Origin of the sequence: Hydrogenivirga caldilitoris (genome assembly GCF_003664005.1) — a bacterium.
GTDB classification, from domain to species: Bacteria; Aquificota; Aquificia; order Aquificales; family Aquificaceae; genus Hydrogenivirga; species Hydrogenivirga caldilitoris.
This window is the reverse complement of the sequence record NZ_RCCJ01000001.1, coordinates 1,683,880-1,709,579: the sequence shown is the minus strand read 5'-3', so window position 1 is coordinate 1,709,579 and position 25,700 is coordinate 1,683,880. Positions and strand designations below refer to the sequence as shown.

Below are 25,700 nucleotides of genomic sequence, written 5' to 3'. Positions count from 1 at the left end.
ACTTATTCAGGAGGATTGAAGATGGCTATTAAAAGACCAGCAAAGAGAAAGACCTGTTACTTTTGTGAGAATAACAAGGAGCCTGACTACAAAAACTATGAAGAGCTCAGGCAGTTTATGACAGAAAGGGCGAGGATAAAGGCAAGGAGGCAAACTAACCTGTGCAACAAACATCAAAAGAAGCTTGCCCTTCAGATAAAGAGGGCACGCCAGTTGGCGCTTCTGCCTTACGTCGTAGTCTAAGCTATAGGAGGAAGAGATATGAAGGTGATACTTACGAAGGACCTTCCTGGATACGGATTCTTTGGAGATATAGTCAGTGTTAAGGAGGGTTTTGCCAACAACTACCTCATACCAAGAGGTCTTGCAGTTCCAGCGACCAAGGGGAACGTAAGGCACATACAGGAAGTTCTAAAGCAGAAGAGAAGGAAGCTGGAGAGGGAGAAGAAGAAGGCACAGGAGCTTGCTAAAAAGCTGGAAGGTGTTGTAATTGAGGTTAAAAAGCCCGTGGGTGAGGCTGGTAAGCTCTTTGGTTCTGTAACAGCAACAGATGTGGTAACCGCACTTAAAGAAAAAGGGATAGAGGTTGACAGGAAGAGCGTTATATTCCCCCACGCAATAAAGCAGGTTGGCGTTTACACTATAACGGTTCGCCCTCACAGGGATGTGTCTGTTGAGATAAAACTTGATGTCAAACCCGAGGAGACGTCTTAAATTATTTGAGCTATGAAAGAGGTTGTTGTAGAAAAGAAAAGGTTGAGTTTACCCATAGACCTCCTGCTCGTTTTCGGGGGATTGCTTACAGCTGGTTTCCTCTCACTGCTTCCCTATGAAAACACCTTCTGGTACAAGTCCGCGATGTTATCTTACGGGCTTGCTTCCCTCCTTTACCTATCCTATCTGCTTATAAGGGAAACCATTCTGGGCAGGGCTGCAACGAGCATACTTTTCCTGGGACTCCTGTTTAACCTCAGCGGTATGCTCAGAAGGTCTATAGAGAGCTACCAGATGGGTGTATTTCATCCTCCCTGGAGTAACCTTTTTGAAGCTCTGACCTTCTGGAGCTTCGTGGCGGGTTCTATATATCTTCTCATAGAGAGGAAGTACGGTTTCAGGCTTATAGGGGCTTTCGTAACACCTCTTATATTCTTCACCTCAGCTTACGCTGTCTTTAAAGCCTCTTCCCAGATACAGCCCCTTATGCCTGCACTCAGGAGCTACTGGTTGTACATTCACGTTGTTACCGCCTTTATAGGTTATGCAGGATTTACGGTGGCTTTTGGGGGTGCGGTCGCATACCTTATCAAAGAACGCTTCAGAGACAACAGCTGGGCTAAGAGGTACCTACCTTCCAAAGAGGTTCTTGACGAGATAACCTATAAATCCATAGCTATAGTTTTCCCGGTATGGACAGCTTCAATAATACTTGGGGCTGCCTGGGCTAACGAAGCCTGGGGGGGATATTGGAGCTGGGACCCAAAGGAGGTCTGGTCTCTTATAGTGTGGCTATTCTTTGGTGCTTATCTCCATGCAAGACAGCTTATGGGATGGAAGGGAAAGCGTGTAGCCTGGATGGTCGTGTTCGGTTTCATAACGGTACTTATATGCTTCTTCGCTATAAATCTTTACTTCCCTGGGCTACACAGTTACGCTACCGAGTAGTTCCCTTCCGCTTCCCCTTACGACTGGGTTTGCCGGTTGAAGTGATCTCCTTCGTTATCTTCTTCGCATTTTGTATAGCTTTTACAACCTTCTCCTTTGGAATCTTGAGTATGTTTGCGACCTTTTCTGTTATACCGTCGTTGTCCATATCCTCCTCAAGGAGCTCAACAAGGGAAAGTATCAAACCGAGTTCGTTATATCTGCTCTCGTAAGCTTCTATTATATCCTCATCAAGCTCAAGCTCTTTGGCTATATCCTGAGGGTGCTCTCCCATAAGTTCATCGGTGAGGGAGAATAGACCCGTTATATAGGCTTTCTCTTCAAGTCCCGGAGCGTAAAGCTTTGCAAGTTCCTCGGATAGACTTGCCCTCAGAAGGGACCTCTTTATAAGCTCTTCCTCTTCGTGAGCCGCAAATAGCTCAGTTATGGCAAGGGCAAGGGTAAAGTTAGCAACATTGTTAAGGCTAAGAAAGGATATAGCGTCCTCAACGGAGTTTATATCGTGAGCTCTCTCCCTGTACAGGGACTTAACAAATCTGAGGAGTCTGTAAGTTGCCCCCACATCCTGTTCTATAACCTGTGCAACCCTCTTCAGGTCTCTGTTCTTTAGCGCCTCGTATAACTTTATCACCGTTCCTTTCATAAAATAAAGACTTCTTATGTCCCTTATCGGTATGGGTTTTGCAAGATAGAACCCCTGGAAGTAATCAACACCTGCCTTTTTTGCTCTATCGTAGTCCTCTTCCGTCTCTATATGCTTTGCGATTATCCCCTTCTTCAACTCTTTGAGAATCCCCATAACCTCTGCAAGCTCTTCCTTGCTATAAACGAGCTCCTTCCAGTTTATCTTTACCATGTGGCACTTGTTCAAAAGGGGCAGGTAGTTTACCTTTTCAAAACCAAAATCATCTATACAGAACACAAACCCTTTATCCACGAGCTCGTTAACCGCTTTTAGAAGCTCGTTGGTTATGTCCCTGTTATCAACAAGCTCTATACCAACAAACTCAGGAGATAAGAGTTCAAACATGGTAGCTTCCAAGAAAAGGGATGGTACGTTTATAAAGACAGGCTTGCCGTTTCCTATCTTATCCGGACCTACATCAGTAACTATATTTATCGTTATTGAGGTTGCTTTGAGCGGGTCAAGGTCTTTTGGAAACTCCTTGGTCTTAATGTCTTTGAGCATAACCTCATAGAAGGCGATGTTCCCCTCTCTGTCAAAGATCGGCTGCTTAAAAAGCACATACATGGTAGAACCTATTTTATATAACGGCATTTGCAAAAGCTTCTTTAATTTCACCTATCAGGTAAAGGGAACCTAGAGCACATAGGTCTTCCTCTATTTTCAAAACCTCCGAAGGAGAGCTCAAGACTACAATCTCCTTAAACTCTAGCTCAACGGCCTTCTTGTAAAGATTTGACACTGGCTCACCTCTGTAATGGCTCACTTGAACAAGGTATATGGAGTCCGCATATCTGCGTATAACCTCCATTGATAGCGCCCAGTCCTTTTCAAAAAGCCCTGTGAAGAGGAACTTTATAGACGGAAAGAGTCTTTTGACCTCCTTTACAACCTTATTTACGGCGTAAGGATTGTGAGAGCCGTCAAGTATGAGTAGAGGTTTATATCTAATAACCTCCATCCTACCTTCCCATCTTGTCAGCTTCAGAGCCTTCTTTGTGACCTCCTCTTCAAGTTCTGTAAATAGACTGCCCAAGGTCAACGCAAAGGAGGCGTTATCAATTTGCCACTTGCCAAGCAAACCAAGTTCAGCGTCCTTGAGCTCAAAACCGTTGAATTCATACCATGACAAGAAGCTCAACCCAGCTTTTAACTCCCCTCTGTATAGGTAATCTTGCCCTGCAACCACCATGTTCCTTATACCCATCTCAACAGCCACAGGATAAAGGGGATAGCGGGAACTCCCTATAACGAAAGGCTTCCCCTCCATATAAAGGTGGAGCTTATCTCTCGCTATCTCCTCAATATTTCTACCCAGCCATTTTGTGTGGTCTCTTTCAACATTCGTTATGCCTGCAAGAATAGGCTCACTCACCTTCGTGGCGTCCCATCTCCCGCCCATACCAACCTCAAGTACAGCCACATCAACTTCTGAATCTTTAAAGTAGAGCAGAGCTATAAGTGTGGCAGCCTCAAAGTAGGTAAGGTTAAACCTCTCAAACACACCTTTTAGCTCACTTACATAGCCTTCAAGCGTTGAATCCTCCATGGGTGTCCCCTTTACCCTCCATCTTTCGTTTTCATAAACGAGGTGAGGTGAAACAAACCAACCAGTTTTAAAACCATGTTCCCTGAGTATGCGCTCTAAAAAGGCGCAGGAAGACCCTTTTCCGTTTGTTCCTCCTATAAGGATACTGGGATAGCTTCTGTGGGGTTCCCCAACGTAGTTAACAGCTTCCCTTATCCTGTTTAAAGTGGGTTCTATCTTGTAATCTCTCCCTTTATACAGGTCCCATAGCTTCATGAATAAGGAAAATTAAGACACGACATGCCCTTTTCAAGTTAAAATTGCAATTAAACCCTAAAGGAGGGCTAAAGGTGAGAAAATTCCTGCTTCCTGAAGGAGAGATACCCAGGAAATGGCTGAACATAGCACCTTTGTTGCCAGAACCCCTTGAACCGCCCCTTGATCCGGAAACGAAAGAGCCCGTGTCTCCGGAAAAGCTTCTGGTTATATTCCCTGAACCACTTGTTATGCAAGAGGTCTCAGACCAGGAGTGGATAGATATCCCCGAGGAAGTTCTGGACATACTTTCCCTATGGAGACCCACTCCCCTTCATAGGGCAAAGAACCTTGAGGAATTTCTTGGAACGCCAGCCAAAATATTCTACAAAAACGAGAGCGTCTCACCTCCTGGCTCTCACAAGCCCAATACTGCGGTTGCCCAGGCTTATTACAATAAAATTTCTGGCGTTAAAAGGCTCACAACTGAAACAGGTGCTGGTCAATGGGGAAGCGCTCTTTCCTTCGCTACCCAGTTTTTCGGTATAGAGTGCAGGGTGTACATGGTCAGGGTAAGCTACAACCAGAAACCTTACAGAAGGGTACTGATGGAAACTTGGAAGGGAGAAGTTATACCCTCACCAAGCCCTTACACTAACGCTGGTAAGCAGTTTTACGAAAAAGACCCTGAGCATCCGGGAAGTCTGGGAATAGCTATAAGCGAAGCTATAGAGGAGGCAGCAACGAGAGATGACACAAAGTATTCCCTCGGAAGTGTCCTGAACCACGTCCTCCTTCATCAGACAGTTATAGGCTTGGAAGCCAAGAGACAGATGGAGGAAGCTGGGTTTTATCCTGACGTTGTGATAGGTGCCGTGGGCGGAGGTTCAAACTTTGCCGGGTTGTCCTTCCCATTTCTGGCAGATAAATTAAGGGGGGATAAACCCAACCTGAAGGTTCTCGCAGTGGAGCCCCAAGCCTGCCCCACCCTTACGAAAGGTGAGTATAGATACGACTTCGGTGATACGGTTGGTCTTACACCCCTCATAAAGATGTATACACTCGGGCACGATTTCGTTCCCCCGCCCATACACGCAGGAGGCTTGAGATACCATGGAGACGCTCCCTTAGTATGCAAACTTTACGACCTTGGATACATAGATGCGGTGGCTTATAAGCAAACGGAAGTTTTTGAGGCTGCAGTCACCTTTGCGAGGACAGAGGGGATAATTCCTGCCCCAGAATCCTCCCACGCTATAAAGGCGGCTATAGATGAGGCTATCAGGTGCAAGGAAACGGGCGAGGAAAAGGTCATACTTTTTAACCTCTCAGGACATGGATACTTTGACCTCTCAGCTTACGACAAGTATCTGAGGGGAGAGCTAGAGGATAGTTAAGGATATGCCCATTCGGGATTGTCACAGAGGGAGATTCCCTGAATGCATGAAACTGAAAGGGCACAAGCTCATAAATGTTTTTGAAATAGATGGTCAGTATATAGTGGGAGTTTATGAAGGTTCTCTGAGTGAGTATGACATACTCATAAAGTATCGTCAGAAAAACCATAACGGTGGGTGGTCAAGGATAAGAACCCCAAAACACATACACTGGGCGGTTGATATACTCATGAAGATGCAGGCAAACCCTGAAAAGACGAGAGAACTTATAAGTTTTTTATTGGGGCGATGGAAAGATATAAAACCAATAAAGTCTGAAGAAGATAGGAAGTTAAGGACAGGCGTAAACCACCTTGAAAAAACATATAGAGAAGAGCTTAACAAGTATGCAGAATTGAGTGAGAAAGGAGAATACTCAGTGAAGTTCCTCATATTTATTGCAGAACTCCTAATGACCCAAGAAAAGACAAACAGGGACGATGCCTATATGTTTGAAAAACTACTAAAAGCCCTTGAGGAAGGTGAAGATATATTTAACATAGTGAGCATAGCGACACATAGAGGAAGGTAAGATGCTGTTTAAGGTAGCTCAAAAACCAAAACCCTTCGTGAAGTGGGCAGGCGGTAAAAGGCAACTCCTGAGAGTTCTAATAGCAAATGTGCCCAAGACATTCAATACATACATTGAGCCTATGGTTGGCGGTGGTGCGCTACTGTTTGAGCTTATGCCTGAGAGGGGTATCATTTCCGATATAAATTACGAGCTAATAAACGCTTATAGGGTTATCAGAGACAACGTAGATGAGCTTATAGAGAGTCTCAAGAAACACAGGAACGAGGAGAGTTACTTCTACAAAGTTCGTGCTCAAAACCCTGAAAAACTCTCACCTGTGGAAAGGGCAAGTCGGTTTATATACCTGAATAAGACCTGCTACAACGGGCTCTACAGGGAGAACTCCAAGGGTGAATTTAACGTTCCCTTTGGAAAATACAAAAACCCTAAGATATGCGACGAGGAAAACCTAAGAGCGGTTTCAGAGTTCTTAAACTCCTCACACGTACAGATCCTATGTCAGGATTACAAGGATACCTGCGAGCTGGCAAAGAAGGGGGATTTTGTCTACCTTGACCCGCCCTATCACCCCCTTTCTAAAACAGCCTCCTTCACCAAGTACAACCGTTATGACTTTACGGAGGAGGATCAGATAGAATTGTCCAAAGTCTTCAGGGAGTTGGACAAGAAAGGGTGTTACGTTATGCTCTCTAACTCAAACACAGAGTTTGTAAAGAAGCTCTACAAAGGCTACCAGATAGAAGAGATAGAAGCAGGCAGGGCTATAAACTGCAAAGGAGAAGGTAGGAAAAGGGATAAGATAGAATTGCTTATAAGGAACTTCTGAAGCTCCTTGAAAATCAGGTGTAAAAGCTTATACTAAGCGCTTGATATGATAGGGAAGGTTTTTCAGATATTCCGGGAGAAAGGAGGTTTACTGAAAGCCTTAGACCTTTGGGAATGGTATGAAAACCTGGACCCAAAGTACCAGAAGAGAGTAAAGAAATACTACTCTATAAAAGTCATCAAAAATCTCAACTTTCCTTACAAGGCAAAACACTTTGACAGCGGCGAAGTAGGAAAACCCTTATACACTAAGAGAACCTTTCTCGCCTCTATAGCACAAACTGCACTGTTGGAAGGAGACTATGAAACTGCCGAGTGGCTTTACAACGAAGCCATTAAAATGGAAGGAACTCCCCTTGAGGAGCACTTTATACTCAATGACCTTGTTCTCCTGGCTCAGAAACTCAAAGACTTTGATAAGATGAAAGTCTACTGCGAGAAAGATATAGAGCTGTTTCCGGAGTACAAGGATGCCCTTGCAGAACGCTCTGGAGGTCAGCTTCCTCAGATAAACGCCTTTGAGGTTTATGTGTACCTATTGGAAAGGGAAGGAAAAGTTAAAGAAGCCCTTGAGCTTGTGGAGAGAATAAAAGAAGAGGGTATAACGTACCCTTACTACGATGAGGTGAGCAAGAGATTAACAGAGAAGCTGAAAGATGAAAGAAGTTAGCAAGCTCCTCAGAAAGGTTATAAGACTCCAGAAAGAGGAAAGGCTGATACCCCATCAAAGCTCAGTCCTGGTGGCTTTCTCCGGGGGAGTTGACTCAGTTTCCCTTACGGATGCCCTACTTGAACTTAAGGACTTTTTCGGGTTCAAAAGGCTCTCTTTAGCCCACTTCAACCACAAGCTGAGGGTGGAGGCAGACAGGGAGGAGGAGTTCTGTAGAGGGTTTGCTGAGGAAAGAAAGCTTGAAATATTCGTAGGGAGCGAGAATGTAGGAGAGGTTGCCCGAAGTAGCAAGAGAAATCTTGAAGAGGTTGCAAGAGAGCTCAGATATCGCTTCTTAAGGTCCATAAAGGATAGAGAGGGTTTTGACCTCATAGCCACAGCCCACCACTTGAACGACCTGGTTGAAACAGCCTTAATATGGCTCTCCAGAGGAGCCGGGGTTGAGGGGCTTTTGGGCTTTGAACCGAAAGAGGGAGATATAGTCAGACCTATGTATAAAGTGAAAAAGGAAGAGATACTCTCTTACGCCAAGGTGAGGAATCTAAGGTGGGTGGAAGACACGAGCAACAGGGACCCAAGGTTCTTCAGAAACAGGATAAGGATGGAAGTTATCCCTGTATTGAAGAGTATAAATCCGAACCTGGAAGAGACTTTTCTGAGAACAAGGAACATCCTCAAAGATGAGGAAGAACTACTTAAAAGATTATCCAGGGAACTCCTTTATAGGGCAAGAAACGAAGATTGCCTTGAGGTTAAGGTATTAACACAGGCACACGTTTCCCTTCAAAGAAGGGCTATAAGGGAGTTTACCGGTATAAGAAACTTCTCCAAGGTGGAGCAGGTTAGGAACCTTCTGAGCAAAGGAGGTGAAGTATCCTTGGGTGAAGGTGTTAAGGTAGTGAGGAAAGGTGCCTTCCTTTGCTTGAAAAAGAGCCTCTAAAAGCCTATCTTCTAAATCTACGGACGCACGTAAGGAGGAAGAAAGGTGCAGATGTTCAAGAGCTTTTTTGTTTGGATACTCATAATAGGCGCCACCATAGTTGCCTTTAACATATTTGAGCAGAGGCACGAGCTTGCAACAAAAGTCCCCTTAAACAGTCTTGTCCAGCTTGTTGACGAAGGGAAGGTTCAGCAGGTCCAGGTTAAGGGGAGAACGATAATAGCCACCACGAAGGATGGACAGAGGATAGAAACTGCCATACCCCCAGGCTCTACCGTGGTTGATGAGTTTGTAAAGAAAGGCGTAAGGGTTGAGGTAGAGTCTGGAGACACCGGCAGCGGCTGGCTTTTAAATCTGTTCATATCCTGGCTCCCTATACTCCTCTTCATAGGTATATGGATAGCTCTAATGAGACAGATGAGCGGTGGCGGAGGAGCGAATGGACCGGGGAGAGCCTTCTCTTTTGGAAAGAGCAGAGCAAAGGTTTATATAGAAGAGAAGCCAAAGGTGACCTTTGGAGATGTAGCAGGCATAGATGAGGTAAAGGACGAGGTAAAAGAGATAATTGAGTATCTGAAAGACCCACTCAAGTTTCAGAAGCTTGGAGGAAGACCTCCAAAAGGAGTTCTGCTCTATGGAGAGCCAGGTGTTGGTAAGACCCTCTTGGCAAAAGCCATAGCAGGTGAAGCTCACGTTCCCTTTATATCTATCTCAGGCTCAGACTTCGTGGAGATGTTTGTCGGCGTTGGTGCTGCAAGAGTCAGAGACCTTTTTGAAACTGCAAAAAAGCACGCCCCGTGCATAGTCTTCATAGATGAGATTGACGCTGTTGGCAGGACAAGAGGCGCCCTTAACCTGGGTGGCGGACACGATGAAAGAGAGCAAACCCTGAACCAGCTCCTGGTTGAGATGGACGGCTTTGATACCTCAGAGGGCATTATAGTTATAGCGGCTACCAACAGACCCGATATCCTTGACCCAGCCCTTTTGAGACCTGGCAGGTTTGATAGGCAGATATTCATACCCAAGCCAGATGTTAAGGGAAGGTACGAAATATTAAAAGTACATGCAAGGAACAAGAAGCTCGCACCAGACGTTGACCTTGAACTTGTTGCAAGAGCAACACCCGGCTTCAACGGTGCAGACCTTGAGAACCTCCTGAATGAGGCAGCTCTTCTGGCTGCGAGGAAAGGAAGAGAACACATATCAATGGAAGAGATAGAAGAGGCAATAGACCGCATAACAATGGGGCTTGAGAGGAAGGGAATGGTTATCTCTCCCAAAGAGAAGGAAAAGATAGCCTACCATGAAGCCGGGCACGCCCTTATGGGTTTCATGACGGAGGACTCCGACCCTGTTCACAAGGTCTCAATAATTCCAAGAGGTATGGCTCTCGGTGTAACCCAGCAACTGCCAATAGATGACAAACACATATACGACAGGAAGAACCTGTTCAATAGGATCTTGATAATGATGGGTGGAAGGGCAGCGGAAGAAGTCTTTTACGGCAAGGACGGAATAACCACGGGTGCGGAGAACGACCTCCAAAGGGCAACAGAGCTTGCCTACAAGATGGTGTCCATGTGGGGAATGAGCGAAAAGGTTGGTCCCATAGCTATAAAAAGGGTGAACAACCCCTTCCTGGGAGGAGTAACCAACAGTATAGATACAAGTCCAGAGCTCCTAAGGGAGATTGATGAGGAGGTGAAGAAGATACTCGCCTCAGCTTACGAAACCGCAAAAGCTACCATAGAAGCCCACAAAGAGCCTCTAAAGGCTGTTGTAAAAAAGCTTTTGGAGAAGGAGTCCATATCCTGCGAAGAATTTGTTGAGGTCTTGAAGCTATACGGGGTTGAGGTTAAGACCAAGTGTAAACAGGAAGAGCACAAGACCTTTGAGGTTGCAGCAGAAGAAGAGGCTAAAAAAGAAGAGAAGGAGGTTGTCTGATGGGAATGACGATCACGGAGAAAATACTTGCCGCACATGCAGGCAAGAAAGAGGTCAGAGCTGGAGACCTCATAACAGCAAAAATTGACCTGGCTATGGCCAACGACGTTACAGCCCCCCTTGCCATTAAAACCCTTGAAAAGCATGGAATTGACAGGGTCTTTGACCCCAACAAAATAGCCCTCGTCCTCTCTCATTTCGTGCCTGCAAAGGATATAAAGTCCGCAGAGCAGGCAAAGATAGTGAGAGACTTTGCAAGGAAACACGGAATAAAGTACTTCTTTGAAGAGGGAGAGGGCATAGAACATACTATCCTCCCCGAGCGCGGAATAGTCGTACCAGGGGATCTGGTTGTCGGGGCTGACTCCCATACCTGCACCTACGGTGGGATAGGTGCCTTCGCTACAGGAGTGGGTTCTACAGACATAGCGTACGCTATGGCTACCGGTGAAATATGGCTCAGGGTCCCTGAAAGCATGAAATTTATCTTTTACGGAAAACTCAAGCCTTGGGTTATGGGTAAGGATCTTATTCTTCACACTATAGGCGAGATAGGTGTGGATGGAGCTCTCTACAGGGCTATGGAGTTTGAAGGAGAAGCTATAAGAGAGCTATCAGTAGAACAGAGGCTTACCATAACCAACATGGCTATTGAAGCCGGTGGAAAGAGTGGGATAATCTCCCCCGATGAAAAAACAATAGAGTATGTGAAGGAGCGTGCCCAAAAAGAGTGGAAGGTGTATGAAAGTGACCCGGATGCGGAGTATCACTCCATATATGAATGGGATGCGGGAAAGATTGAACCTCTTGTTGCCTGGCCCTATCTTCCCTCCAACGTCCACCCTGTGAGCGAATCTACCCACATAAGCATAGACCAGGCGTTCATAGGTTCATGTACCAACGGGAGGATTGAAGACCTGAGAATTGCAGCCAAGGTCTTTGAAGCAGCTATGAAACAGGGGAAAAAGGTTCACCCATACGTAAGATGTATAGTTATACCTGCCTCCAAGAACGTTTATCACCAAGCTCTCCACGAGGGACTTATAGACATATTCATGGAAGCGGGATGCGTCGTCTCCACCTCAACCTGCGGACCTTGTCTGGGCGGGCATATGGGTGTTCTTGCAGAAGGGGAAAGGTGTATATCCAGTTCTAACAGGAACTTCCCAGGCAGGATGGGTCATCCCAAATCGGAGTCTTACCTGGCGAATCCCGCAGTTGTAGCTGCCAGCGCCGTGCTGGGTAGAATAGCCCACCCCGAGGAACTCGTTAGGGCAGAAGAGTTCGCAGCGGTATAAAATTTCCATATGCTTGGGATAATCGGGGGAAGCGGGTTATACAAGCTTGAAAACATAAAGATAAGGGATGAGGTTTACGTAAATACCCCCTTCGGGGGTCCCTCCTCCCCTGTAATAATCGGTGAACTTGAAGGTAAGCGTGTGGCTTTCTTGGCAAGACACGGCAAAGACCACTCTTATCCCCCGCACCTTGTTCCTTACAAGGCAAATCTGTGGGCATTGAGAGAGATTGGAGTTAACCGTGTTCTTGCCATATCAGCGGTAGGCAGCATAAATAAGCTCTTTAGAGCCGGTGATTTTGTGATAATAGACAACTTCCTTGACTTTACCAGGAAGAGAGACTCTACATACTATGAAGGGAAGTTCTCTGCAGAAGTAGAAGGAAACGATGAGGTAGCAAGGCTCCTGAGGGAGAAAAAGGTAGTCCACATAGATGTGACGGAACCATACTGTCCTCAAGTAAGAAACAGCCTTATGGATATACTTGAGGAAAAGCATTTCAAGTATCATCCTGCAGGAACATACGCCTGCACCGAGGGACCCCGTTTTGAAACAGCTGCCGAGATAAGGATGTTGGAGAAGTTGGGAGCAGACGTAGTCGGTATGACGGGTTACCCTGAGGTTGTGTTGGCAAGGGAGCTTACTATGTGCTATGCATCTCTGTGTGTAGTTGCCAATCCAGCTGCTGGAATATCAGGCTACAGGCTTACGAGCAAGGAAGTTCTTGAGCTCATGGCAGAAAGGGAAGAGAACATAAAGGAAGTTATAATGGAGCTGATACTGAAACTTCCCGAAGAGAGAAGCTGCGGCTGTGACAAGGTTCTTGAGGGAGCAGAAGTGTGATGGAAGATATATTCGGTCAAGAGGTTTTAAAAGACCTTGGTTTTGGAGGAGCTTTAGGTTTTCTGGTCGGCTTTACTTTGAAGAGGGTTTTCAAAATAGCAGCCTTTATACTTGGTCTTTATATACTCAGTCTCATATGGCTTGCAGATAAAGGGGTTATAAGCGTAAACTGGGCGGCTTTCGGAAAGTTCGCAGGGAGTTTCTTTTCCTCCTTTGAGAGTTTTGCAAAGACAGCAGTCAGGACGGTGTCCTTTGGGGGAAGCTTCGCCATAGGTTTCGTTGCAGGTATGAAAGTATAATATTGGCAAAATGAACAGGGGTATTGAAAGGGAAAGATGGGCTACCCGCATAGGTTTAATCTTGGCAATGGCGGGTAATGCCGTAGGTCTTGGGAACTTTCTTCGCTTTCCCGTTCAAGCTGCAGAGAACGGCGGCGGAGCCTTTATGATTCCTTACATAATAGCCTTTCTGATAATAGGAATTCCTTTGATGTGGATAGAGTGGGCTATCGGTAGATACGGTGGTACTCAGGGACATGGAACAACACCGGCGATCTTTTATCTTCTCTGGAAAAACAGGCTCTCAAAGGTAGTAGGTGTGTTTGGACTCTGGATCCCCCTTGTCGTTATCATCTACTATGTTTACATTGAGTCTTGGACTTTAGGTTTCGCTATAAAGTTTCTTCTGGGTCTTGTTCCCACACTACCAGCTGACGGGAGCGATCCAAATACCTACTTGAAGCCCTTTGAAACTTTTCTCAGAAGCTACGTAGGGAGCGGAGAGGATTTTATAACGCCTTCAGTCTATGCTTATTTTGTATTTATCGTAACTATCCTGATAAATATCCTGATTTTGAGCAGAGGTGTTTCAAAAGGTATAGAAGCATTTGCAAAGGTAGCTATGCCAACCCTCTTTATTCTTGCGGTCATCCTTGTGGTCAGGGTATTCCTGTTGGATACAGGTGTAGGAAATGCCCTTCAAGGGCTTAGCTTCCTGTGGAAGCCTGACTTAAGCAAGCTCACAGACCCCGGCGTGTGGATAGCAGCCTCTGGACAGATATTCTTTACACTCAGCTTGGGTTTTGGCGCGATAATAACATACGCCTCTTATGTCAGAAAAGACCAGGATATAACACTGAGTGGTCTTACTGCTGCCTCTTTAAATGAAACAGCTGAAGTGGTTCTCGGAGGTTCTCTCGCCATCCCTGCAGCGGTTGCCTTCTTTGGTGTCGCCAATGCAGTGGCTATCGCTCAGTCTGGGGCTTTCAACCTTGGATTTATAAGCCTCCCAGCCATATTTGCCAATATGCCAGCAGGAACCTTCCTGGGTTTTATGTGGTTCTTCCTTCTTTTCTTTGCAGGGCTGACTTCTTCTATAGCCCTCATGCAACCCCTCATAGCTTTCTTTGAAGATGAGTTCGGACTTTCACGACAGAACTCAGTGTACATAACTGCAGGAGTGGTTTTCTTCAGCGCTCATCTGGTTATATTCTTGAACCGCTCCCTTGATGAAATGGATTTCTGGGCAGGAACTATCGGTGTCGTATTTTTCGGGCTTCTGGAGATGGTTCTATTCATGTGGATATTCGGTGGGCAGAAAGCCTGGGAGGAGATGAATAGAGGAGGCATCATACGTATACCTAAGGTCTACTATTACGTGATGAGATACATTACCCCAGTATTTCTCCTTCTCCTCCTGGGGGCATGGGGCAAGGAGTACATGCCAAAAATTCTCTCCGAAAGCCATTGGACGGTGTGGGTGACAAGGTTCTATCTGATAGGACTGTTTCTCTTCTTGACACTTCTGGTCTTTATAGCCGAAAGGAGAAATCCCAAGGAGGTTCAATGTGAATAGAATAATGATCTTTATGCTTTCCTTCTACTTTGGGCTTGGTGCCTTTTTTAGTTACATAGTGGCTCCAGAGCTCTTTAGATCTCTTGAAAGGTCTGTAGCAGGAGGAATAGTTGAAAAGGTTTTCCCCATATATTTCGGAATAGGACTTGGTGCCGTTGGGTTGTCCCTTCTTATAGGGCTTGCCTCCAAGATGGACAGGTTCCTAATAGCCTTGCTTGCAGTCAATCTCATTGTACTTCTGGCTCTGCAGTTTTATGTCCTTCCAGAGGCACACGCCTTGAAAAGTACTGGCTCGCCAGAGTTTGCAAGGGCTCACCTTATCTCCATGATAATGAGTACCGTATCTCTATTCTTTACCTTTGGGGCTATAGTTTATCTTATAGTAAAGACTAAAAATGGTAGTTCTTAAGCTTTCTCAGGTGCCTGTACCCAAGACAAATCGTTATATAAGGCGTAAAGGGGGCAAGGTGTTCAAGCCTCCAAGGGTGAAAAATTGGGAAGTTAGAGCACTCTGGGAGCTTAGGCAACAGTATGTAGGGGAACCAATAGCTTTCAAAGTTTCGGTAGACATAATTCTTACCCTCCCTAACCACAGGAAAAGGGACATAGACAACATGTTGAAGAGCCTGTGGGACGTGCTTGAAAAGGCTGGCGTTTTAGAGAACGATAACCTGATATATGAGATCAGAACCGTAAAGAAGGTCGTAAAGGGTCAGCAGGGAGTTGAGATAAAAATCAGGAGGTTTGAAGAGAACTGAGCCTCTTCAAGACCATATCCGAAGCTTCCTCCACACTAAGGCTGTCCATATTCAGCTCAAGCCAACCCTGTCTCCTGAACCACCTTAGCTGTCTCTTAGCGTAACTCTTAGTGTTCTTGACGATATCAATTACAGCTTCTTCAAGACGTATCTCCCCTTTGAGGTAGGGCACAAGCTCTTTATAACCGATAGCCTGAGAGGACGTTAGAAACCCCTCAAATCCCTCTTCCATAAGCCTTTTGACCTCTTCCAATAAACCTCCTTTAATCATTTCTCTTACCCTTTCCTCTATCCTTTTTGAGAGGGTGTCCCAATTCCTGACTACGTGTATCCCCAGAAACCTGAAGCGCGCTTTTCCCCATCTGTGAAGGGAGGAGAATGGTTTTCCTGTCTCAAGGAAGACCTCTAAAGCCCGAACTATCCTCCTGGTATCGTTAGGATGAATCTTTTGAGCGTAATCTATATCCAACTTCATAAGCTTCTTAAAGAGATATTCACTCCCCTTAGCTTCCGCTATTCTGTATAGCCTCTTTCTAAGCCCCCAGTTCGGTTCTGGTGTCTCTTCTATACCATAGAGAAGAGCCTGTATATACAGATAAGTTCCTCCTGCAACTATGGGAACTTTTCCTCTTGAGCGTATGTCTTCTATGTAATTGAGAGAAAGTTCTTCAAACAACTTTGCATCAAAGTACTCACCAGGATTGACAACATCTACAAGATAGTGCCTAACTTCCTTCATACATTCTTTCGGCTTTGCTGTCCCTATATCCATACCCCTGTAAACGGACATGGAATCTGCACTTATAATCTCAGTATCCAGCTCCTTGGCAAGGTGGCAAGCCAGCTCCGATTTGCCTGTGGCTGTTGCGCCTCCTATTACAAGAAGTTCAATAGGCTTTATCATCCTTGAAAACTGCAACAATAAGGTAGATAATAATATACTGCCTTGTCTAACGGGGTGTAGCTCAGGTGGGAGAGCGTCGGCTTTGGGAGCCGAAGGTCGCAGGTTCAAGTCCTGCCACCCCGATGAGTAGTAAGGGCCCGTAGCTCAGCTGGACAGAGCAGGGGATTTCTAATCCCCAGGTCGGAGGTTCGAGTCCTCCCGGGCCCGTTTTATCCCCATTTCAATTTCCCTCTGAGGATTTCAAAGAAGCTTTTTTCCGGGTGTACATATATCTCACAGAAGCGTTTTGACCTTCTCACCTCAACGATATCCTTGTTCTTAAGGTACATGCCTTCCTGACCGTCCATTGTTAAATAGCAAGCCCTATCTGGCGAGAGAACACGCAGTTTCAAGGAGAAGCCAGAGGGTAACACTACGGGTCTGTTTGAAAGGGTATGGGGACATATAGGTACTAAGAGTATGTTTTCCGAGTCTGGATACAGAATCGGTCCTCCTGCGGATAGGGCGTAGGCTGTTGAGCCTGTAGGCGATGAAACTATAACTCCGTCTCCATAAAGATGGACCATAAAATCTTCATTGGCGAAAACCTCTATCTCCATTATCCGGGCTATAGCACTCTTGGAAACCACCACATCGTTTAGGTAGTTACCCAGGAAGCGCCTGTTTCTCCCCCGGTAGAGATAGGTGGAGAGCATTATCCTCCTCTGCTTTCTGAGCTTACCTGCCAGAAGTTCCCCGATGATATGAACAGCCTCGTGTCTCTCTACCTCAGTTAGAAAACCGAATCTTCCCTCGTTCACCCCGAGCAGAGGTACCCCAAACCTTGAAGCCAGCCTCGCCCCTGCAAGGAAGGTTCCATCCCCTCCCACAACAATCATAAGTCTGTATCCTTTCAGGTTTGAGATAGTTCCTTTAGGCGGTTGATTGAGTATCTTCTTAACCACATACCCTCTTGTTAAAAGGAATTCGGATATCTCCTCTGCGGTGTTCTTCGCCCCTTCAGAGTCTTTCACAAAGAGAGCTATCCTGCTCATACCATCTCATCTATCAATTCACACAGAACGTGACCAAGGGTTATATGGCATTCCTGAATCCTTGGTGTATCGTAGGAGGGAACTACAAAGGCATAGTGAGCAACCTCTGCCAGCTTACCCCCATTCCTACCGGTAAATGCCACAGTTGTGGCTCCGAGGTCGTGGGCTTTTTTAATAGCCCTTAAAACGTTTTCTGAGTTTCCAGAAGTTGATATGCCTATCGCTACATCTCCAGGTGTACAGAGGGCTTCAACCTGTCTTTCAAATATGACTTCAAAGCCATAATCGTTGCCAACGGCTGTCAGTATAGAGGTATCTGTGGTAAGGGCTATCGCAGGAAGTCCCTTTCTCTCCTTCTTGTATCTGCCTACTATCTCAGCTGCTATGTGCTGAGCATCTGCAGCACTTCCACCGTTGCCGAAGAGGAGTATCTTGTTTCCATCTTTTATGGCGGTAGCCATTATACTACCTACCTCTAGTATCTTATCTTTATACAGCTCAACGAAAGCGAGCTTTACCTCGGCACTTTCCTTAAAGGAGGAGATAATCTTATCCAGCATCACTGTTATCATTTTAATTCATGAAGGTAGTAAAAGCCTATGAGATGGCTGAGCTTGACAGGATAACAATTGAGGAGATAGGTATACCCTCGCCTGTCCTTATGGAGAATGCCGCACGGGGGGTAGTAACTGCCCTATTGGAAAGGTTTCCAGGAGTAAAGAGAATCCTAGTAGTTGCAGGGAAAGGAAACAACGGCGGAGATGGAATAGCCGTTGCAAGGATGCTACAGCTGAAGGGGATACAGGCTGACCTATACCTACCCATGGGGGAGCCAAAAGGAGACGGAGCTCTCCAGCTTGATATATTCAAAAGGTTGGGCTACAAGCCTCTTGTTAAGAAACCCAACTACAAAAATTACGAGCTCGTAGTTGATGCTCTGTTTGGAACCGGCTTTGAACCACCCCTAAGAGGCGATATATCTAAAACCGTAGCCGAGATAAACAGTTCGGGTGTACCTGTTGTATCCGTTGATATACCCTCGGGTCTGTCTGCGGACACAGGCAAGGTGTTTGAGCCCTGCATAAAAGCTGCGCTTACGGTTACCTTCCAGTTTCCGAAGTTGTGCCACATCCTCTACCCATCGGCAAAGCTATGTGGAGAGGTTGTAGTCTGGGATATCTCTATACCTGAAAAGTTTGCCACTAAAATTTACAGAGAGCTTATAACTCCAGAATCTTTAAAACTCCCAAGGAGAGAGGTGGACACCTATAAGAATAGAGAGGGACATGTCCTAATAGTAGGGGGTAGTGCTGGGAAAACGGGAGCCGTAATTATGTCCGCTCTGGCAGCAACAAGAACGGGGAGCGGGTTGGTGACTGTGGGTGTCCCGAAAGGTCTCAACCTCATATTTGAGTCCAGACTTGTTGAAGAGATGAGCTTACCGTTGCAGGGAGAAGATAGGCTTTCCATATTTGGGGTTGATACCATCCTAAAGATACAGGATAAGTTCAGCGCTCTGGCTCTTGGTATGGGAATGGGAAGATATGAGGAGGGACAGGACATAGTAATTGAGCTCCTGGAGAAATGGGAAAAGCCTATTCTCCTTGACGCTGATGGTATAAACAACCTTGCCGATTCCGGAGAGCTTGAAATTCTCAAAAAAAGAAAAGGTGTTACAATCCTCACACCTCACATAGGTGAGTTCTCCAGACTGACAGGGTTGAGTTCTGAAGAAATAATACACCATCAGACGGACGTAGCACAGGAGTTTTCAAAGAGATATAGATGTTACCTCGTCCTGAAGGGTGCCAGGACAGTCGTATCAAACCCAGAAGGTATGACATTTATATCCACAAGGGGAACACCAGCAATGGCAAAAGGTGGAGTGGGTGACGTTCTCTCGGGTATGCTCGTGTCCCTTATCGGGAAGAGTCTTGAGCCAACAGAAGCTCTCAGGTTGGGAGTTTACTTACATGGCGTTGCCGGTGAGCTTGCAGAAGAGAGACTACACACGGAAAGTCTCAGGGCAAGAGACATCATAGAAGAAATACCCAGGGCGTATAAGAGTATTGAAAATTTCTTAAAAGGAGCCGATACTATTAATCAAGATGATAGACAAGGTTAACCTGAACAGGCTTATAGGTCAGGCTCTTGAGACGGACAAAAGGGTAAAGAGAAAGGAGCAAGTTAGCGAAGTCCAGAGGAACGAAGATGTGGTTGAAATTTCTCAGACGGCAAGAAGAGCTATGGAAGCTGACTATGAGGATATAACCGAAAAGGTCAAAAAGATAAAGGAAGAGATAGCCAGAGGAGAGTATGAAGTGAACCCTGACAAGATAATTGAGGGTTTTAAGAAGTTCTTTCCTTAAATAGCTTCAAGCAATGTCTTTGTGTAAACCTCCTTTGGGGAATCAAACACCTCAAACACGTCACCGCTCTCAACCACTTTCCCCTCCTTGAGGACTATGACTCTGTCACCTACTTCGGCAACAACTCCAAAATCGTGGGTTACAAGAATCACCGACTTACCCTCGGAACGGAGTTTCCTTAGAAGGGTAAGTATCTTCTTTTGAACGGAGACATCAAGAGCCGTGGTAGGTTCATCAGCTAGGAGTAGCTCTGGTTCACATACTATAGCCATAGCTATACATACCCTCTGCTTCAAACCTCCTGAGAGTTGATGAGGATACATATCAAACTTATCCTCCGCCTTAGGGATGCCAGCCCTTCTCATCGCTTCCAGGCTTTTCCTTCTGGATTCTTTCTTCCTGTCCGGGAAATGCCCTTCGTAGGTTTCCGCTATCTGAGACCCAACGGTAAATAGAGGGTCAAGGTAGGAAGAAGGTTCCTGGAATATCATCCCTATGTCCTTACCTCTGAGTCTCCTTCTCTCTAACTCCTTCAGCTGTAAAAGATTCTTGCCCTTAAAGGTGATATCTCCCTCTACCCTGGCATTCTCAGGCAACAACCCCAGTATAGAGAACAGGATGGAAGACTTTCCCGAGCCAGATTCTCCAACTATACACAAAACTTCTCCCTTTGACAGGGAAAAAGAAACGTTGTGAAGAACCTGGTTGCCTCCATACCACAGATTTAGGTTTTTAACCTCAAGCAAGTTCATCGGTTATAAATTCCCCCTGTGAAAACTACCCATGATCATGCCAACAAACTTTCTATAGCTTCCTTGAGCCTATCGTAGGTTGTATAAAGGTCCTGGGAGATAACCTTTGTCTCAGCTATCACAGGCATAAAGTTAGTGTCTCCATTCCAGCGGGGGACAACGTGCATATGTAAGTGGCTCTCTAAGCCGGCACCGGCTGGTCTTCCTATGTTGTAACCGATATTGAAACCGTGGGGTTTGTAGACCATGCTGAGAGCTTTAAGGGAAAGTCGGAGGAGTCTATCCATATCAAGGACAGTCTTCGGGTCAAGCTCTTCATAATCTCCCGTATGCTTTAGGGGAACTATCATCAGGTGTCCGGAGTTGTAAGGGTACTTGTTGAGGATTATGAAGCTCTCCGAGCTCTTGTAAAGAACTAAAAACTCCCTCCACCTTTCTTCAGGCTGGGACACCGCATGACACAAAAAACACTCCTCTATGTTGTCAACATTTTCAACGTAATGGCTTCTCCACGGAGCCCAGAGTATGTTCATAACGTTTATTATACCCGCAGCCTCAAAGCACCTAAAGAAAGCTTCAAGGTTAACCACAGATTGATAACTGGAAGGATGACTGTCTGAAAAGCGAAGTATAATGCAAGAGCCAGAAGATGGTCAAAAGCAACATCTACACTAGTTTTAATAGTTGCCATAGTATTCTTAAGGTCTTGGGTACTCCTTATACTACTTGCCATTGAGGAAATTTCCCCCTTTATGTTGCTAAGTTGAAAGTTAACGACTTCAATACGTGGCTTCAGAAACTCCTCATAAACCAAGTCATTGGCAAAAACAATCGCAGGGAATAGAAATCTAAGCACGAGTGTAAGAATAAGTAACCTTATTAGAAGGCTGGTCTTCAAGCCCATAACCATCACAAGTATCCCAGACAGCAAGGCAAGAATACCTGCAAGCAGGAGGAGAAGACCGGACAAGAGCTCAAGTAGTAACTTCTGCATACCCAGGGATATAAAACTCAGGAGTAGCAGGGCTGACACCCTCTCGGTTATATCATCAAGGGGGTCTAACACTTCACCCAGAGCCAGGGAAAGTCCAACGCCGGCAGGGGAAAGAAGCACTTCACTTCCCTTAACTACTGAAACACCTGCGTTTATTCCCCTGACAATCAGATAGCTTGCCAATGTAGTCTTTATGCCTTTATCAAGGTAGATTTGGGCTCTATCGTTTAGAGGTTCAAACTTAAGCAGATAGGAAATTAGGAAGACGACCCCTACAGAAGTCAGCAGTAAGCCTAAAGCTTTGTTCTTCAGTCTCAAGAAAGCCTTAGAAGTCTCTTTATAGCCTGCTCAACCATTTCAGGGGGAGGGACAAAATCGTGCCTGTCAAGTTCCATAGTATCTCTAAAGTACATGGCAGAGGGGAAGTTGAACACCCCGAAGTCTTCAAAGGAGGTATTCTTTGTAACGTCCATATAGTAAAACTTCACCTTGTCACCATACTGTTCTATGTAGGGCTTTAGCAGTTTGACAAAATCCTCCGTAGCAGGGGAGTTAGGGTCTGCGAATAATACGACTGAAGGTGTCTCAGAAGCCATAACCTTTTCATAGAAGTCTCTATCGGAAACCTCTTCAAATCCTTCCAGCATAACTACCCTCCTTAAAAGTCCAGGTCTATATCTTCATCATCAAACTCAACGTTAAAGTTAGTCACTACACCCCTTACGTTTAGGGCGGTATTCTTTAACTGCTCAAGATACTTGATTATATCGTCATAGGTACTCATCATAGTCCTTAGCTTCGCGTACTCCTCGTGGGAGAGCTTCCTGGTCTTTGCTATCTTCTTTAAAGCTATCTTTGCCAACGTAGCCTTACCAAACTTCTCCTGCCATTCAGCCCAAAACTCGTGGGAGCTCATAGGCTTCCTTACAAGGAAGTATTCAAGCTGAGTAACTTCTTCAAGAAGATTCATATCAAGAGAGTTAAGTTTCTTCATGACATCCTCCAAGGATTAATTATATTACTTCCTGCAACCAAAACCCAGAAGCTCCTTCAACTTTGCATAGGGGTCTTCGCTCTTCATAAGGGAAGTTCCAACAAGGAAGGCATCCACGTTATAGCCTGTCAACTCCTCTATCTGCTCTCTTGTTTCTATCCCACTCTCGGCTATAACAAATTTTGCCCCCAGTTCCTTTATCTTTGGGGCGAGCTCCTTCGTGAGGTTTATATCCACCTTCAGGGTATCAAGGTCTCTGTTGTTTATCCCTATGACCGTAGCCCCATGGTCAAGGGCTACCTTAGCTTCTTCAAGGGAGAAGACTTCAACAAGAGGTTCAAGACCCAGCTCTCTGGAAAAACTTATAAGCTCACCGAGCTCCCTTGGGGAGAGTATCCTCACTATAAGGAGGAGGGTATCCGCTCCGTAAGCCTTAGCCTCAAGAACCTGAACCTTATGAATTATGAAGTCCTTTCTCAAGACCGGAACAGACACAGCTTCCCTGACCTCTCTGAGGTCTTCAAGGGAACCGTTAAAGAACTCTCTATCTGTCAGAACTGATATGGCTACGGCTCCAGCCGACTCGTAGAGCTTCGCCTGTTGAGATGGTTTCACTTCCCTTATCCTTCCCATGGAAGGGGATGCCTTCTTTACCTCAGCGATTATCTTTGTCCTGCAGTTTTTTAAAGCAGATACGAAGTCAAAAAATTTAGCTCTCTCCTGTATGAGCCTCTCAAGCTCCGCAATGTAGTCCCTATCCTCTCTTATTTCCTTCCTCTTTACCTGAATAACTCTCTCAAGAAATGAAGCCATCTATATTTCTCCCAACTCCTTATCAATCTGGATAACCAGATTGCCAAAGTCTATGCCTTCATAGGATTCCTTCTTAAGTCGTGAACCTATACTTTCAACCGCACTCTTGAGGTGCCTTGAACGAACCCCATGATACAGGGACAAAGCAGCCTCAATATAGGCACCCAGATTATCACAACCCTTTATGAGTTTTCCATCTATGGGGTACAGTTCGTCCCTGTTCATAGATTCTGTTATGCTTGAGACCTCTCTAACCACCCCTTTATCAATAATTCTATTGGAAAACTCATCCCCTTTATCTAAAAATCCAAGTATGTAAGAAAACTCCTCCCTGAGAAACTCCGGAAGCAGTGGCAGTATAACCCTCTCAACCTGTTCCCTCTCATAATCCTTGAGTATATCCGATATGCCCGCTTCCCTCTTCACAGGAGCTATAACGTCTCTTGTAGTGACTTCAGGGAGGTCATGGAATAAACCTGTGAAGAAGTTTAGGAACCTCCTCCTCTGGCAAGCTCCAAGTTTAAGGGAAAGCAGGTAGGATAGGGCAGCAACTATAAACATATGCCCTAAGACAGTAGTAAGCGGTATCCTCGGTGAGAGTATCCATCTCTTCTGAAATCTGAGCTGCCCTACGAGGTCTATAAAGTTATAGGTCTTCTTATGGAGGTATATCCTCTCAACCGCCACAAGGTCAAAGAAGTCTTCTATGGTATCCTCTATCTCCTCCTTGACCCTTTCTATTCCGTAGAACCTTATACCAACCGAGTAAATCATCTGGAACTCCCAGTATGTTGCAAGGAAGTGAGACGCCTTTATGATTCTCTTCTCCAAACCGTTGAAGTCCTGAAAGTAGGATAGAAATCTGCTGTGTAGCTCTTGGTCAAAGTTCTTGATGTGGTTTCCAACCTTATCCGCAACGAACTCGTTTATCTCCTTTGAACGTTCTTTGAGCAGCCTGTGGAATACCTGGGGTTTTATGTCTGTCAGTATCGCCCTTTGAATAGCCTCAAATATCAAACCTTCAATGAGATAAGACCAATTAAGCTCTTTATCCCTTAACCCCTCCTCAAACCTACCTATCACATAGGCAATGGCCGCCTTGTGCGCCTGCTTATCAAGTTCCGTTATGTTAAAAGGTTTGGGATGGTCATTCCACCGCTCTATATAGGCAAGGTCATACAGCTTCAAAATTATGCCTGACAGCCCTGAGTACATCTTTATGATTCTATCAGAAGTGTTTGTAGCCACCCTCTGCGGGTTTACCGTCAACGAAAACACCCTTGCCTTCAGAAACAATCCCTATCTCGCTCATGTCCAGGAAAGGATTCCACCTTGCCTTCGGGTGGGTAAATAAAAGTTGATAGTCCTCCCCTCCGTAGAGGGCGTAATCTTTCGGGTCTTTTCCGTATTTCTCACAGAACCTTAGAAGCTCATTTGAGAAGGGAAGCTTTGAGCTGTCTATGTCTATCCTAACAGAGCTCCTCTCACAGATGTGGTGAGCGTCAGCAACAAGCCCATCGCTTATATCCATGCTCGCGTTTGCATACTTCTGAATGTGTTTCACGTAATCTATCCTGGCTGTGGGTCTGAGATGCCTCTCTATCAAAGCCAGCTCAAAGTCCTCATACTTCTCCTTTTCCATACTAAGAAGCTCAAGTCCAGCTCTGGAGTCCCCCAAAGTCCCGGTAACGAAAAGGCTGTCCCCTGGCTTTGCCCCCTTTCTACCCACGGGCTTTGGACTCAAACCTACCAGGAAGACATCTATACCTAACCTCTCCCCCCTTGAAACGTTTCCCCCCACAACTTCACATCTGTAAAACTCGCAGGCTTTCTTAATACCGGTGTATAGCCTCTCTATATAGCCCAGCTCCAGGTCTGGGAGCATAAGGGATACCAGAACCCACTTTGGCTCTCCCCCGTTTCCAGCCACATCGCTAACGTTTACGCTCAAAGACTTCCAGCCAACAGCCTCAGGTGGGTATCTCCTCAAAAAGTGAACATCCTCAAGCATCAAGTCCGTTGTCAGTAACAGATACGTGTTCCCGAGCTGAAGGTGGGCACAATCGTCTCCTATAACCTCTGAGCCTAGTATTTCTGTCAACCTCCTAATTAAACCAAACTCACCTATATCAGATACACGCATGTCTACTCAGAGCTAGTTTTCAATACGGCGCAGAAACCAGTCCCGTAGACGGTAACCACGCTTACATCGTACCTTGCCTGTATATCTCCCTCCTTCAAGACAGCCTCATCCCTGAAATAGGATACCTTTAGGTCTCCTGCACCGTAAACCATAAGCTCAGCAGGATTCGGATTCTTCTTACATACAGACTTCATCCTCTCTTTAACGTCCTTTTCAAACTTACTCACGCACATTCCAACACAGCTCCTGATACTACTCTCAAGTTTTACTGAGCATATGCAGGTCCTCTCAAGCAGCTCACCGCTTATAACCTTTATGTTCTGCAGGTAATCCTCTGGTGCTCCAGTAAAAACTCCCCCGTATACCAACTTTCTGTCCTGTCCAAAAACTACAGCAACCGTAAAAAGTACCAGCAGAAACCTGCTCATCTTTGTTTAGAAATCCTAACACAAACCTATCTT

Annotated in this window: 31 protein-coding genes and 2 tRNA genes; 19 read left to right on the top strand and 14 right to left on the bottom strand. The window is 45.6% G+C overall.

The features are described from left to right. Window positions 1-21 precede the first annotated feature (21 nt). The 3 genes from rpsR to ccsB are packed head-to-tail and all read left to right on the top strand — an operon-like array spanning window position 22 to window position 1,662. Window positions 22-243 carry a 30S ribosomal protein S18 gene (gene rpsR, locus BCF55_RS09385; RefSeq protein WP_121013068.1) on the top strand — a complete coding sequence of 74 codons (222 nt, stop codon included), beginning with the start codon at window positions 22-24 and terminating at the stop codon, window positions 241-243. Window positions 244-261: 18 nt separating this feature from the next. Next, the gene (gene rplI, locus BCF55_RS09380) at window positions 262-714 is read left to right on the top strand and encodes a 50S ribosomal protein L9 (protein WP_121013067.1); all 453 of its coding nucleotides are present in this window, start codon (window positions 262-264) and stop codon (window positions 712-714) included. 12 nt (window positions 715-726) lie between these two features. Continuing rightward, window positions 727-1,662, top strand: coding sequence for a c-type cytochrome biogenesis protein CcsB (gene ccsB / locus BCF55_RS09375; protein WP_121013066.1), 936 nt, complete (start codon window positions 727-729; stop codon window positions 1,660-1,662). Here the strand turns inward: ccsB and BCF55_RS09370 are convergent. Continuing rightward, complete coding sequence (locus BCF55_RS09370) at window positions 1,652-2,914, bottom strand: EAL and HDOD domain-containing protein (RefSeq protein WP_121013065.1); 1,263 nt, start codon at window positions 2,912-2,914, stop codon at window positions 1,652-1,654. The genes ccsB and BCF55_RS09370 overlap by 11 nt on opposite strands. Before the next feature lie 13 nt (window positions 2,915-2,927). Continuing rightward, window positions 2,928-4,151 (bottom strand): bifunctional folylpolyglutamate synthase/dihydrofolate synthase, encoded by a 1,224-nt coding sequence (locus tag BCF55_RS09365; RefSeq protein WP_121013064.1) that lies wholly within the window; start codon window positions 4,149-4,151, stop codon window positions 2,928-2,930. Window positions 4,152-4,225: 74 nt separating this feature from the next. Between BCF55_RS09365 and BCF55_RS09360 the strand changes: the two genes are divergently transcribed. Genes BCF55_RS09360 through BCF55_RS09305 form a run of 12 tightly spaced genes read left to right on the top strand, consistent with a single transcriptional unit; the run spans window position 4,226 to window position 15,236 of the window. Beyond that, window positions 4,226-5,527 carry a TrpB-like pyridoxal phosphate-dependent enzyme gene (locus BCF55_RS09360; RefSeq protein ID WP_121013063.1) on the top strand — a complete coding sequence of 434 codons (1,302 nt, stop codon included), beginning with the start codon at window positions 4,226-4,228 and terminating at the stop codon, window positions 5,525-5,527. A 46-nt stretch (window positions 5,528-5,573) separates the two neighbouring features. Beyond that, the gene (locus tag BCF55_RS09355) at window positions 5,574-6,098 is read left to right on the top strand and encodes a hypothetical protein (protein ID WP_121013062.1); all 525 of its coding nucleotides are present in this window, start codon (window positions 5,574-5,576) and stop codon (window positions 6,096-6,098) included. 1 nt (window position 6,099) lies between these two features. Beyond that, a complete protein-coding gene (locus tag BCF55_RS09350; protein WP_121013061.1) occupies window positions 6,100-6,927 on the top strand; it encodes a DNA adenine methylase in 828 nt (275 codons plus the stop codon). A 45-nt stretch (window positions 6,928-6,972) separates the two neighbouring features. Beyond that, on the top strand, window positions 6,973-7,596 hold the full coding sequence (locus BCF55_RS09345; RefSeq protein ID WP_121013060.1) for a tetratricopeptide repeat protein: 624 nt from the start codon (window positions 6,973-6,975) through the stop codon (window positions 7,594-7,596). Further along, complete coding sequence (tilS, locus tag BCF55_RS09340) at window positions 7,583-8,536, top strand: tRNA lysidine(34) synthetase TilS (RefSeq protein WP_121013059.1); 954 nt, start codon at window positions 7,583-7,585, stop codon at window positions 8,534-8,536. Before BCF55_RS09345 ends, tilS begins: the two co-directional genes overlap by 14 nt. Before the next feature lie 45 nt (window positions 8,537-8,581). Then, the gene (gene ftsH, locus BCF55_RS09335; RefSeq protein WP_121013058.1) at window positions 8,582-10,483 is read left to right on the top strand and encodes an ATP-dependent zinc metalloprotease FtsH; all 1,902 of its coding nucleotides are present in this window, start codon (window positions 8,582-8,584) and stop codon (window positions 10,481-10,483) included. Beyond that, complete coding sequence (gene leuC, locus BCF55_RS09330) at window positions 10,483-11,781, top strand: 3-isopropylmalate dehydratase large subunit (protein ID WP_121013057.1); 1,299 nt, start codon at window positions 10,483-10,485, stop codon at window positions 11,779-11,781. Before ftsH ends, leuC begins: the two co-directional genes overlap by 1 nt. Before the next feature lie 9 nt (window positions 11,782-11,790). Continuing rightward, window positions 11,791-12,624: an S-methyl-5'-thioadenosine phosphorylase gene (mtnP, locus tag BCF55_RS09325; RefSeq protein WP_121013056.1), complete on the top strand. Its 834-nt coding sequence runs from the start codon at window positions 11,791-11,793 to the stop codon at window positions 12,622-12,624. Beyond that, window positions 12,624-12,923 carry an FUN14 domain-containing protein gene (locus BCF55_RS09320; protein WP_121013055.1) on the top strand — a complete coding sequence of 100 codons (300 nt, stop codon included), beginning with the start codon at window positions 12,624-12,626 and terminating at the stop codon, window positions 12,921-12,923. The genes mtnP and BCF55_RS09320 overlap by 1 nt, the downstream gene beginning before the upstream one ends. 10 nt (window positions 12,924-12,933) lie before the next feature. Then, window positions 12,934-14,478, top strand: a complete 1,545-nt coding sequence (locus tag BCF55_RS09315; RefSeq protein WP_121013054.1) for a sodium:neurotransmitter symporter family protein — start codon at window positions 12,934-12,936, stop codon at window positions 14,476-14,478. Further along, complete coding sequence (locus BCF55_RS09310) at window positions 14,471-14,887, top strand: DUF4149 domain-containing protein (RefSeq protein WP_121013053.1); 417 nt, start codon at window positions 14,471-14,473, stop codon at window positions 14,885-14,887. Before BCF55_RS09315 ends, BCF55_RS09310 begins: the two co-directional genes overlap by 8 nt. Next, entirely contained in the window at window positions 14,874-15,236 is a 363-nt protein-coding gene (locus tag BCF55_RS09305; protein WP_121013052.1) for a RusA family crossover junction endodeoxyribonuclease, read from the top strand. Before BCF55_RS09310 ends, BCF55_RS09305 begins: the two co-directional genes overlap by 14 nt. Here BCF55_RS09305 and miaA read toward each other — a convergent pair. Then, window positions 15,214-16,140, bottom strand: a complete 927-nt coding sequence (gene miaA, locus BCF55_RS09300; RefSeq protein WP_121013051.1) for a tRNA (adenosine(37)-N6)-dimethylallyltransferase MiaA — start codon at window positions 16,138-16,140, stop codon at window positions 15,214-15,216. The genes BCF55_RS09305 and miaA overlap by 23 nt on opposite strands. Window positions 16,141-16,190: 50 nt before the next feature. On the opposite strand from miaA, the gene BCF55_RS09295 reads away from it, so the two are divergent. Together BCF55_RS09295 and BCF55_RS09290 are read left to right on the top strand one after the other, a co-directional pair. Beyond that, window positions 16,191-16,263, top strand: a tRNA-Pro gene (locus BCF55_RS09295). Window positions 16,264-16,273: 10 nt separating this feature from the next. After that, window positions 16,274-16,347 (top strand) — tRNA-Arg (locus tag BCF55_RS09290). Window positions 16,348-16,349: 2 nt separating this feature from the next. Here the strand turns inward: BCF55_RS09290 and BCF55_RS09285 are convergent. Together BCF55_RS09285 and gmhA are read right to left on the bottom strand one after the other, a co-directional pair. Then, on the bottom strand, window positions 16,350-17,174 hold the full coding sequence (locus BCF55_RS09285; RefSeq protein WP_121013050.1) for an NAD(+)/NADH kinase: 825 nt from the start codon (window positions 17,172-17,174) through the stop codon (window positions 16,350-16,352). After that, window positions 17,171-17,734 (bottom strand): D-sedoheptulose 7-phosphate isomerase, encoded by a 564-nt coding sequence (gene gmhA, locus BCF55_RS09280; protein WP_121013196.1) that lies wholly within the window; start codon window positions 17,732-17,734, stop codon window positions 17,171-17,173. The genes BCF55_RS09285 and gmhA overlap by 4 nt, the downstream gene beginning before the upstream one ends. 20 nt (window positions 17,735-17,754) lie before the next feature. Between gmhA and BCF55_RS09275 the strand changes: the two genes are divergently transcribed. Together BCF55_RS09275 and BCF55_RS09270 are read left to right on the top strand one after the other, a co-directional pair. Continuing rightward, window positions 17,755-19,299 carry an NAD(P)H-hydrate dehydratase gene (locus BCF55_RS09275; RefSeq protein ID WP_121013049.1) on the top strand — a complete coding sequence of 515 codons (1,545 nt, stop codon included), beginning with the start codon at window positions 17,755-17,757 and terminating at the stop codon, window positions 19,297-19,299. Continuing rightward, window positions 19,283-19,543 (top strand): flagellar biosynthesis anti-sigma factor FlgM, encoded by a 261-nt coding sequence (locus tag BCF55_RS09270; RefSeq protein ID WP_121013048.1) that lies wholly within the window; start codon window positions 19,283-19,285, stop codon window positions 19,541-19,543. Before BCF55_RS09275 ends, BCF55_RS09270 begins: the two co-directional genes overlap by 17 nt. Here the strand turns inward: BCF55_RS09270 and BCF55_RS09265 are convergent. The 9 genes from BCF55_RS09265 to BCF55_RS09225 are packed head-to-tail and all read right to left on the bottom strand — an operon-like array spanning window position 19,540 to window position 25,667. Beyond that, on the bottom strand, window positions 19,540-20,295 hold the full coding sequence (locus BCF55_RS09265) for an ABC transporter ATP-binding protein (RefSeq protein WP_121013047.1): 756 nt from the start codon (window positions 20,293-20,295) through the stop codon (window positions 19,540-19,542). The two genes, BCF55_RS09270 and BCF55_RS09265, sit on opposite strands and share 4 nt — an antisense overlap. Before the next feature lie 35 nt (window positions 20,296-20,330). After that, entirely contained in the window at window positions 20,331-20,828 is a 498-nt protein-coding gene (locus BCF55_RS09260) for an HIT family protein (protein WP_121013046.1), read from the bottom strand. Between the two features lie 8 nt (window positions 20,829-20,836). Then, on the bottom strand, window positions 20,837-21,607 hold the full coding sequence (locus tag BCF55_RS09255) for a hypothetical protein (protein ID WP_121013045.1): 771 nt from the start codon (window positions 21,605-21,607) through the stop codon (window positions 20,837-20,839). Further along, a complete protein-coding gene (locus BCF55_RS09250) occupies window positions 21,604-21,936 on the bottom strand; it encodes a thioredoxin family protein (protein WP_121013043.1) in 333 nt (110 codons plus the stop codon). The genes BCF55_RS09255 and BCF55_RS09250 overlap by 4 nt, the downstream gene beginning before the upstream one ends. 11 nt (window positions 21,937-21,947) lie before the next feature. Then, on the bottom strand, window positions 21,948-22,283 hold the full coding sequence (locus BCF55_RS09245; RefSeq protein WP_121013041.1) for a hypothetical protein: 336 nt from the start codon (window positions 22,281-22,283) through the stop codon (window positions 21,948-21,950). Between the two features lie 24 nt (window positions 22,284-22,307). After that, the gene (gene trpC / locus BCF55_RS09240) at window positions 22,308-23,096 is read right to left on the bottom strand and encodes an indole-3-glycerol phosphate synthase TrpC (protein WP_121013039.1); all 789 of its coding nucleotides are present in this window, start codon (window positions 23,094-23,096) and stop codon (window positions 22,308-22,310) included. Next, window positions 23,097-24,374 (bottom strand): HD domain-containing protein, encoded by a 1,278-nt coding sequence (locus BCF55_RS09235; protein ID WP_245960428.1) that lies wholly within the window; start codon window positions 24,372-24,374, stop codon window positions 23,097-23,099. Next, window positions 24,325-25,239 carry a thiamine-phosphate kinase gene (gene thiL, locus BCF55_RS09230; RefSeq protein ID WP_121013035.1) on the bottom strand — a complete coding sequence of 305 codons (915 nt, stop codon included), beginning with the start codon at window positions 25,237-25,239 and terminating at the stop codon, window positions 24,325-24,327. Before thiL ends, BCF55_RS09235 begins: the two co-directional genes overlap by 50 nt. A gap of 2 nt (window positions 25,240-25,241) precedes the next feature. Then, on the bottom strand, window positions 25,242-25,667 hold the full coding sequence (locus tag BCF55_RS09225) for a hypothetical protein (protein WP_121013033.1): 426 nt from the start codon (window positions 25,665-25,667) through the stop codon (window positions 25,242-25,244). Between the last annotated feature and the right edge of the window lie 33 nt (window positions 25,668-25,700).

What these genes read in the sequence shown, in the direction of transcription:
- rpsR (WP_121013068.1), top strand. Translation starts at nt 22, where the DNA reads ATGGCTATTAAAAGACCAGCAAAGAGAAAGACCTGTTACTTTTGTGAG.
- rplI (WP_121013067.1), top strand. Translation starts at nt 262, where the DNA reads ATGAAGGTGATACTTACGAAGGACCTTCCTGGATACGGATTCTTTGGA.
- ccsB (WP_121013066.1), top strand. Translation starts at nt 727, where the DNA reads ATGAAAGAGGTTGTTGTAGAAAAGAAAAGGTTGAGTTTACCCATAGAC.
- BCF55_RS09370 (WP_121013065.1), bottom strand. Translation starts at nt 2,914, where the DNA reads ATGTATGTGCTTTTTAAGCAGCCGATCTTTGACAGAGAGGGGAACATC.
- BCF55_RS09365 (WP_121013064.1), bottom strand. Translation starts at nt 4,151, where the DNA reads ATGAAGCTATGGGACCTGTATAAAGGGAGAGATTACAAGATAGAACCC.
- BCF55_RS09355 (WP_121013062.1), top strand. Translation starts at nt 5,574, where the DNA reads ATGAAACTGAAAGGGCACAAGCTCATAAATGTTTTTGAAATAGATGGT.
- BCF55_RS09350 (WP_121013061.1), top strand. Translation starts at nt 6,100, where the DNA reads ATGCTGTTTAAGGTAGCTCAAAAACCAAAACCCTTCGTGAAGTGGGCA.
- BCF55_RS09345 (WP_121013060.1), top strand. Translation starts at nt 6,973, where the DNA reads ATGATAGGGAAGGTTTTTCAGATATTCCGGGAGAAAGGAGGTTTACTG.
- tilS (WP_121013059.1), top strand. Translation starts at nt 7,583, where the DNA reads ATGAAAGAAGTTAGCAAGCTCCTCAGAAAGGTTATAAGACTCCAGAAA.
- leuC (WP_121013057.1), top strand. Translation starts at nt 10,483, where the DNA reads ATGGGAATGACGATCACGGAGAAAATACTTGCCGCACATGCAGGCAAG.
- mtnP (WP_121013056.1), top strand. Translation starts at nt 11,791, where the DNA reads ATGCTTGGGATAATCGGGGGAAGCGGGTTATACAAGCTTGAAAACATA.
- BCF55_RS09320 (WP_121013055.1), top strand. Translation starts at nt 12,624, where the DNA reads ATGGAAGATATATTCGGTCAAGAGGTTTTAAAAGACCTTGGTTTTGGA.
- BCF55_RS09315 (WP_121013054.1), top strand. Translation starts at nt 12,934, where the DNA reads ATGAACAGGGGTATTGAAAGGGAAAGATGGGCTACCCGCATAGGTTTA.
- BCF55_RS09305 (WP_121013052.1), top strand. Translation starts at nt 14,874, where the DNA reads ATGGTAGTTCTTAAGCTTTCTCAGGTGCCTGTACCCAAGACAAATCGT.
- miaA (WP_121013051.1), bottom strand. Translation starts at nt 16,140, where the DNA reads ATGATAAAGCCTATTGAACTTCTTGTAATAGGAGGCGCAACAGCCACA.
- BCF55_RS09285 (WP_121013050.1), bottom strand. Translation starts at nt 17,174, where the DNA reads ATGAGCAGGATAGCTCTCTTTGTGAAAGACTCTGAAGGGGCGAAGAAC.
- gmhA (WP_121013196.1), bottom strand. Translation starts at nt 17,734, where the DNA reads ATGCTGGATAAGATTATCTCCTCCTTTAAGGAAAGTGCCGAGGTAAAG.
- BCF55_RS09275 (WP_121013049.1), top strand. Translation starts at nt 17,755, where the DNA reads ATGAAGGTAGTAAAAGCCTATGAGATGGCTGAGCTTGACAGGATAACA.
- BCF55_RS09270 (WP_121013048.1), top strand. Translation starts at nt 19,283, where the DNA reads ATGATAGACAAGGTTAACCTGAACAGGCTTATAGGTCAGGCTCTTGAG.
- BCF55_RS09265 (WP_121013047.1), bottom strand. Translation starts at nt 20,295, where the DNA reads ATGAACTTGCTTGAGGTTAAAAACCTAAATCTGTGGTATGGAGGCAAC.
- BCF55_RS09260 (WP_121013046.1), bottom strand. Translation starts at nt 20,828, where the DNA reads ATGAACATACTCTGGGCTCCGTGGAGAAGCCATTACGTTGAAAATGTT.
- BCF55_RS09250 (WP_121013043.1), bottom strand. Translation starts at nt 21,936, where the DNA reads ATGCTGGAAGGATTTGAAGAGGTTTCCGATAGAGACTTCTATGAAAAG.
- BCF55_RS09245 (WP_121013041.1), bottom strand. Translation starts at nt 22,283, where the DNA reads ATGAAGAAACTTAACTCTCTTGATATGAATCTTCTTGAAGAAGTTACT.
- trpC (WP_121013039.1), bottom strand. Translation starts at nt 23,096, where the DNA reads ATGGCTTCATTTCTTGAGAGAGTTATTCAGGTAAAGAGGAAGGAAATA.
- thiL (WP_121013035.1), bottom strand. Translation starts at nt 25,239, where the DNA reads ATGCGTGTATCTGATATAGGTGAGTTTGGTTTAATTAGGAGGTTGACA.
- BCF55_RS09225 (WP_121013033.1), bottom strand. Translation starts at nt 25,667, where the DNA reads ATGAGCAGGTTTCTGCTGGTACTTTTTACGGTTGCTGTAGTTTTTGGA.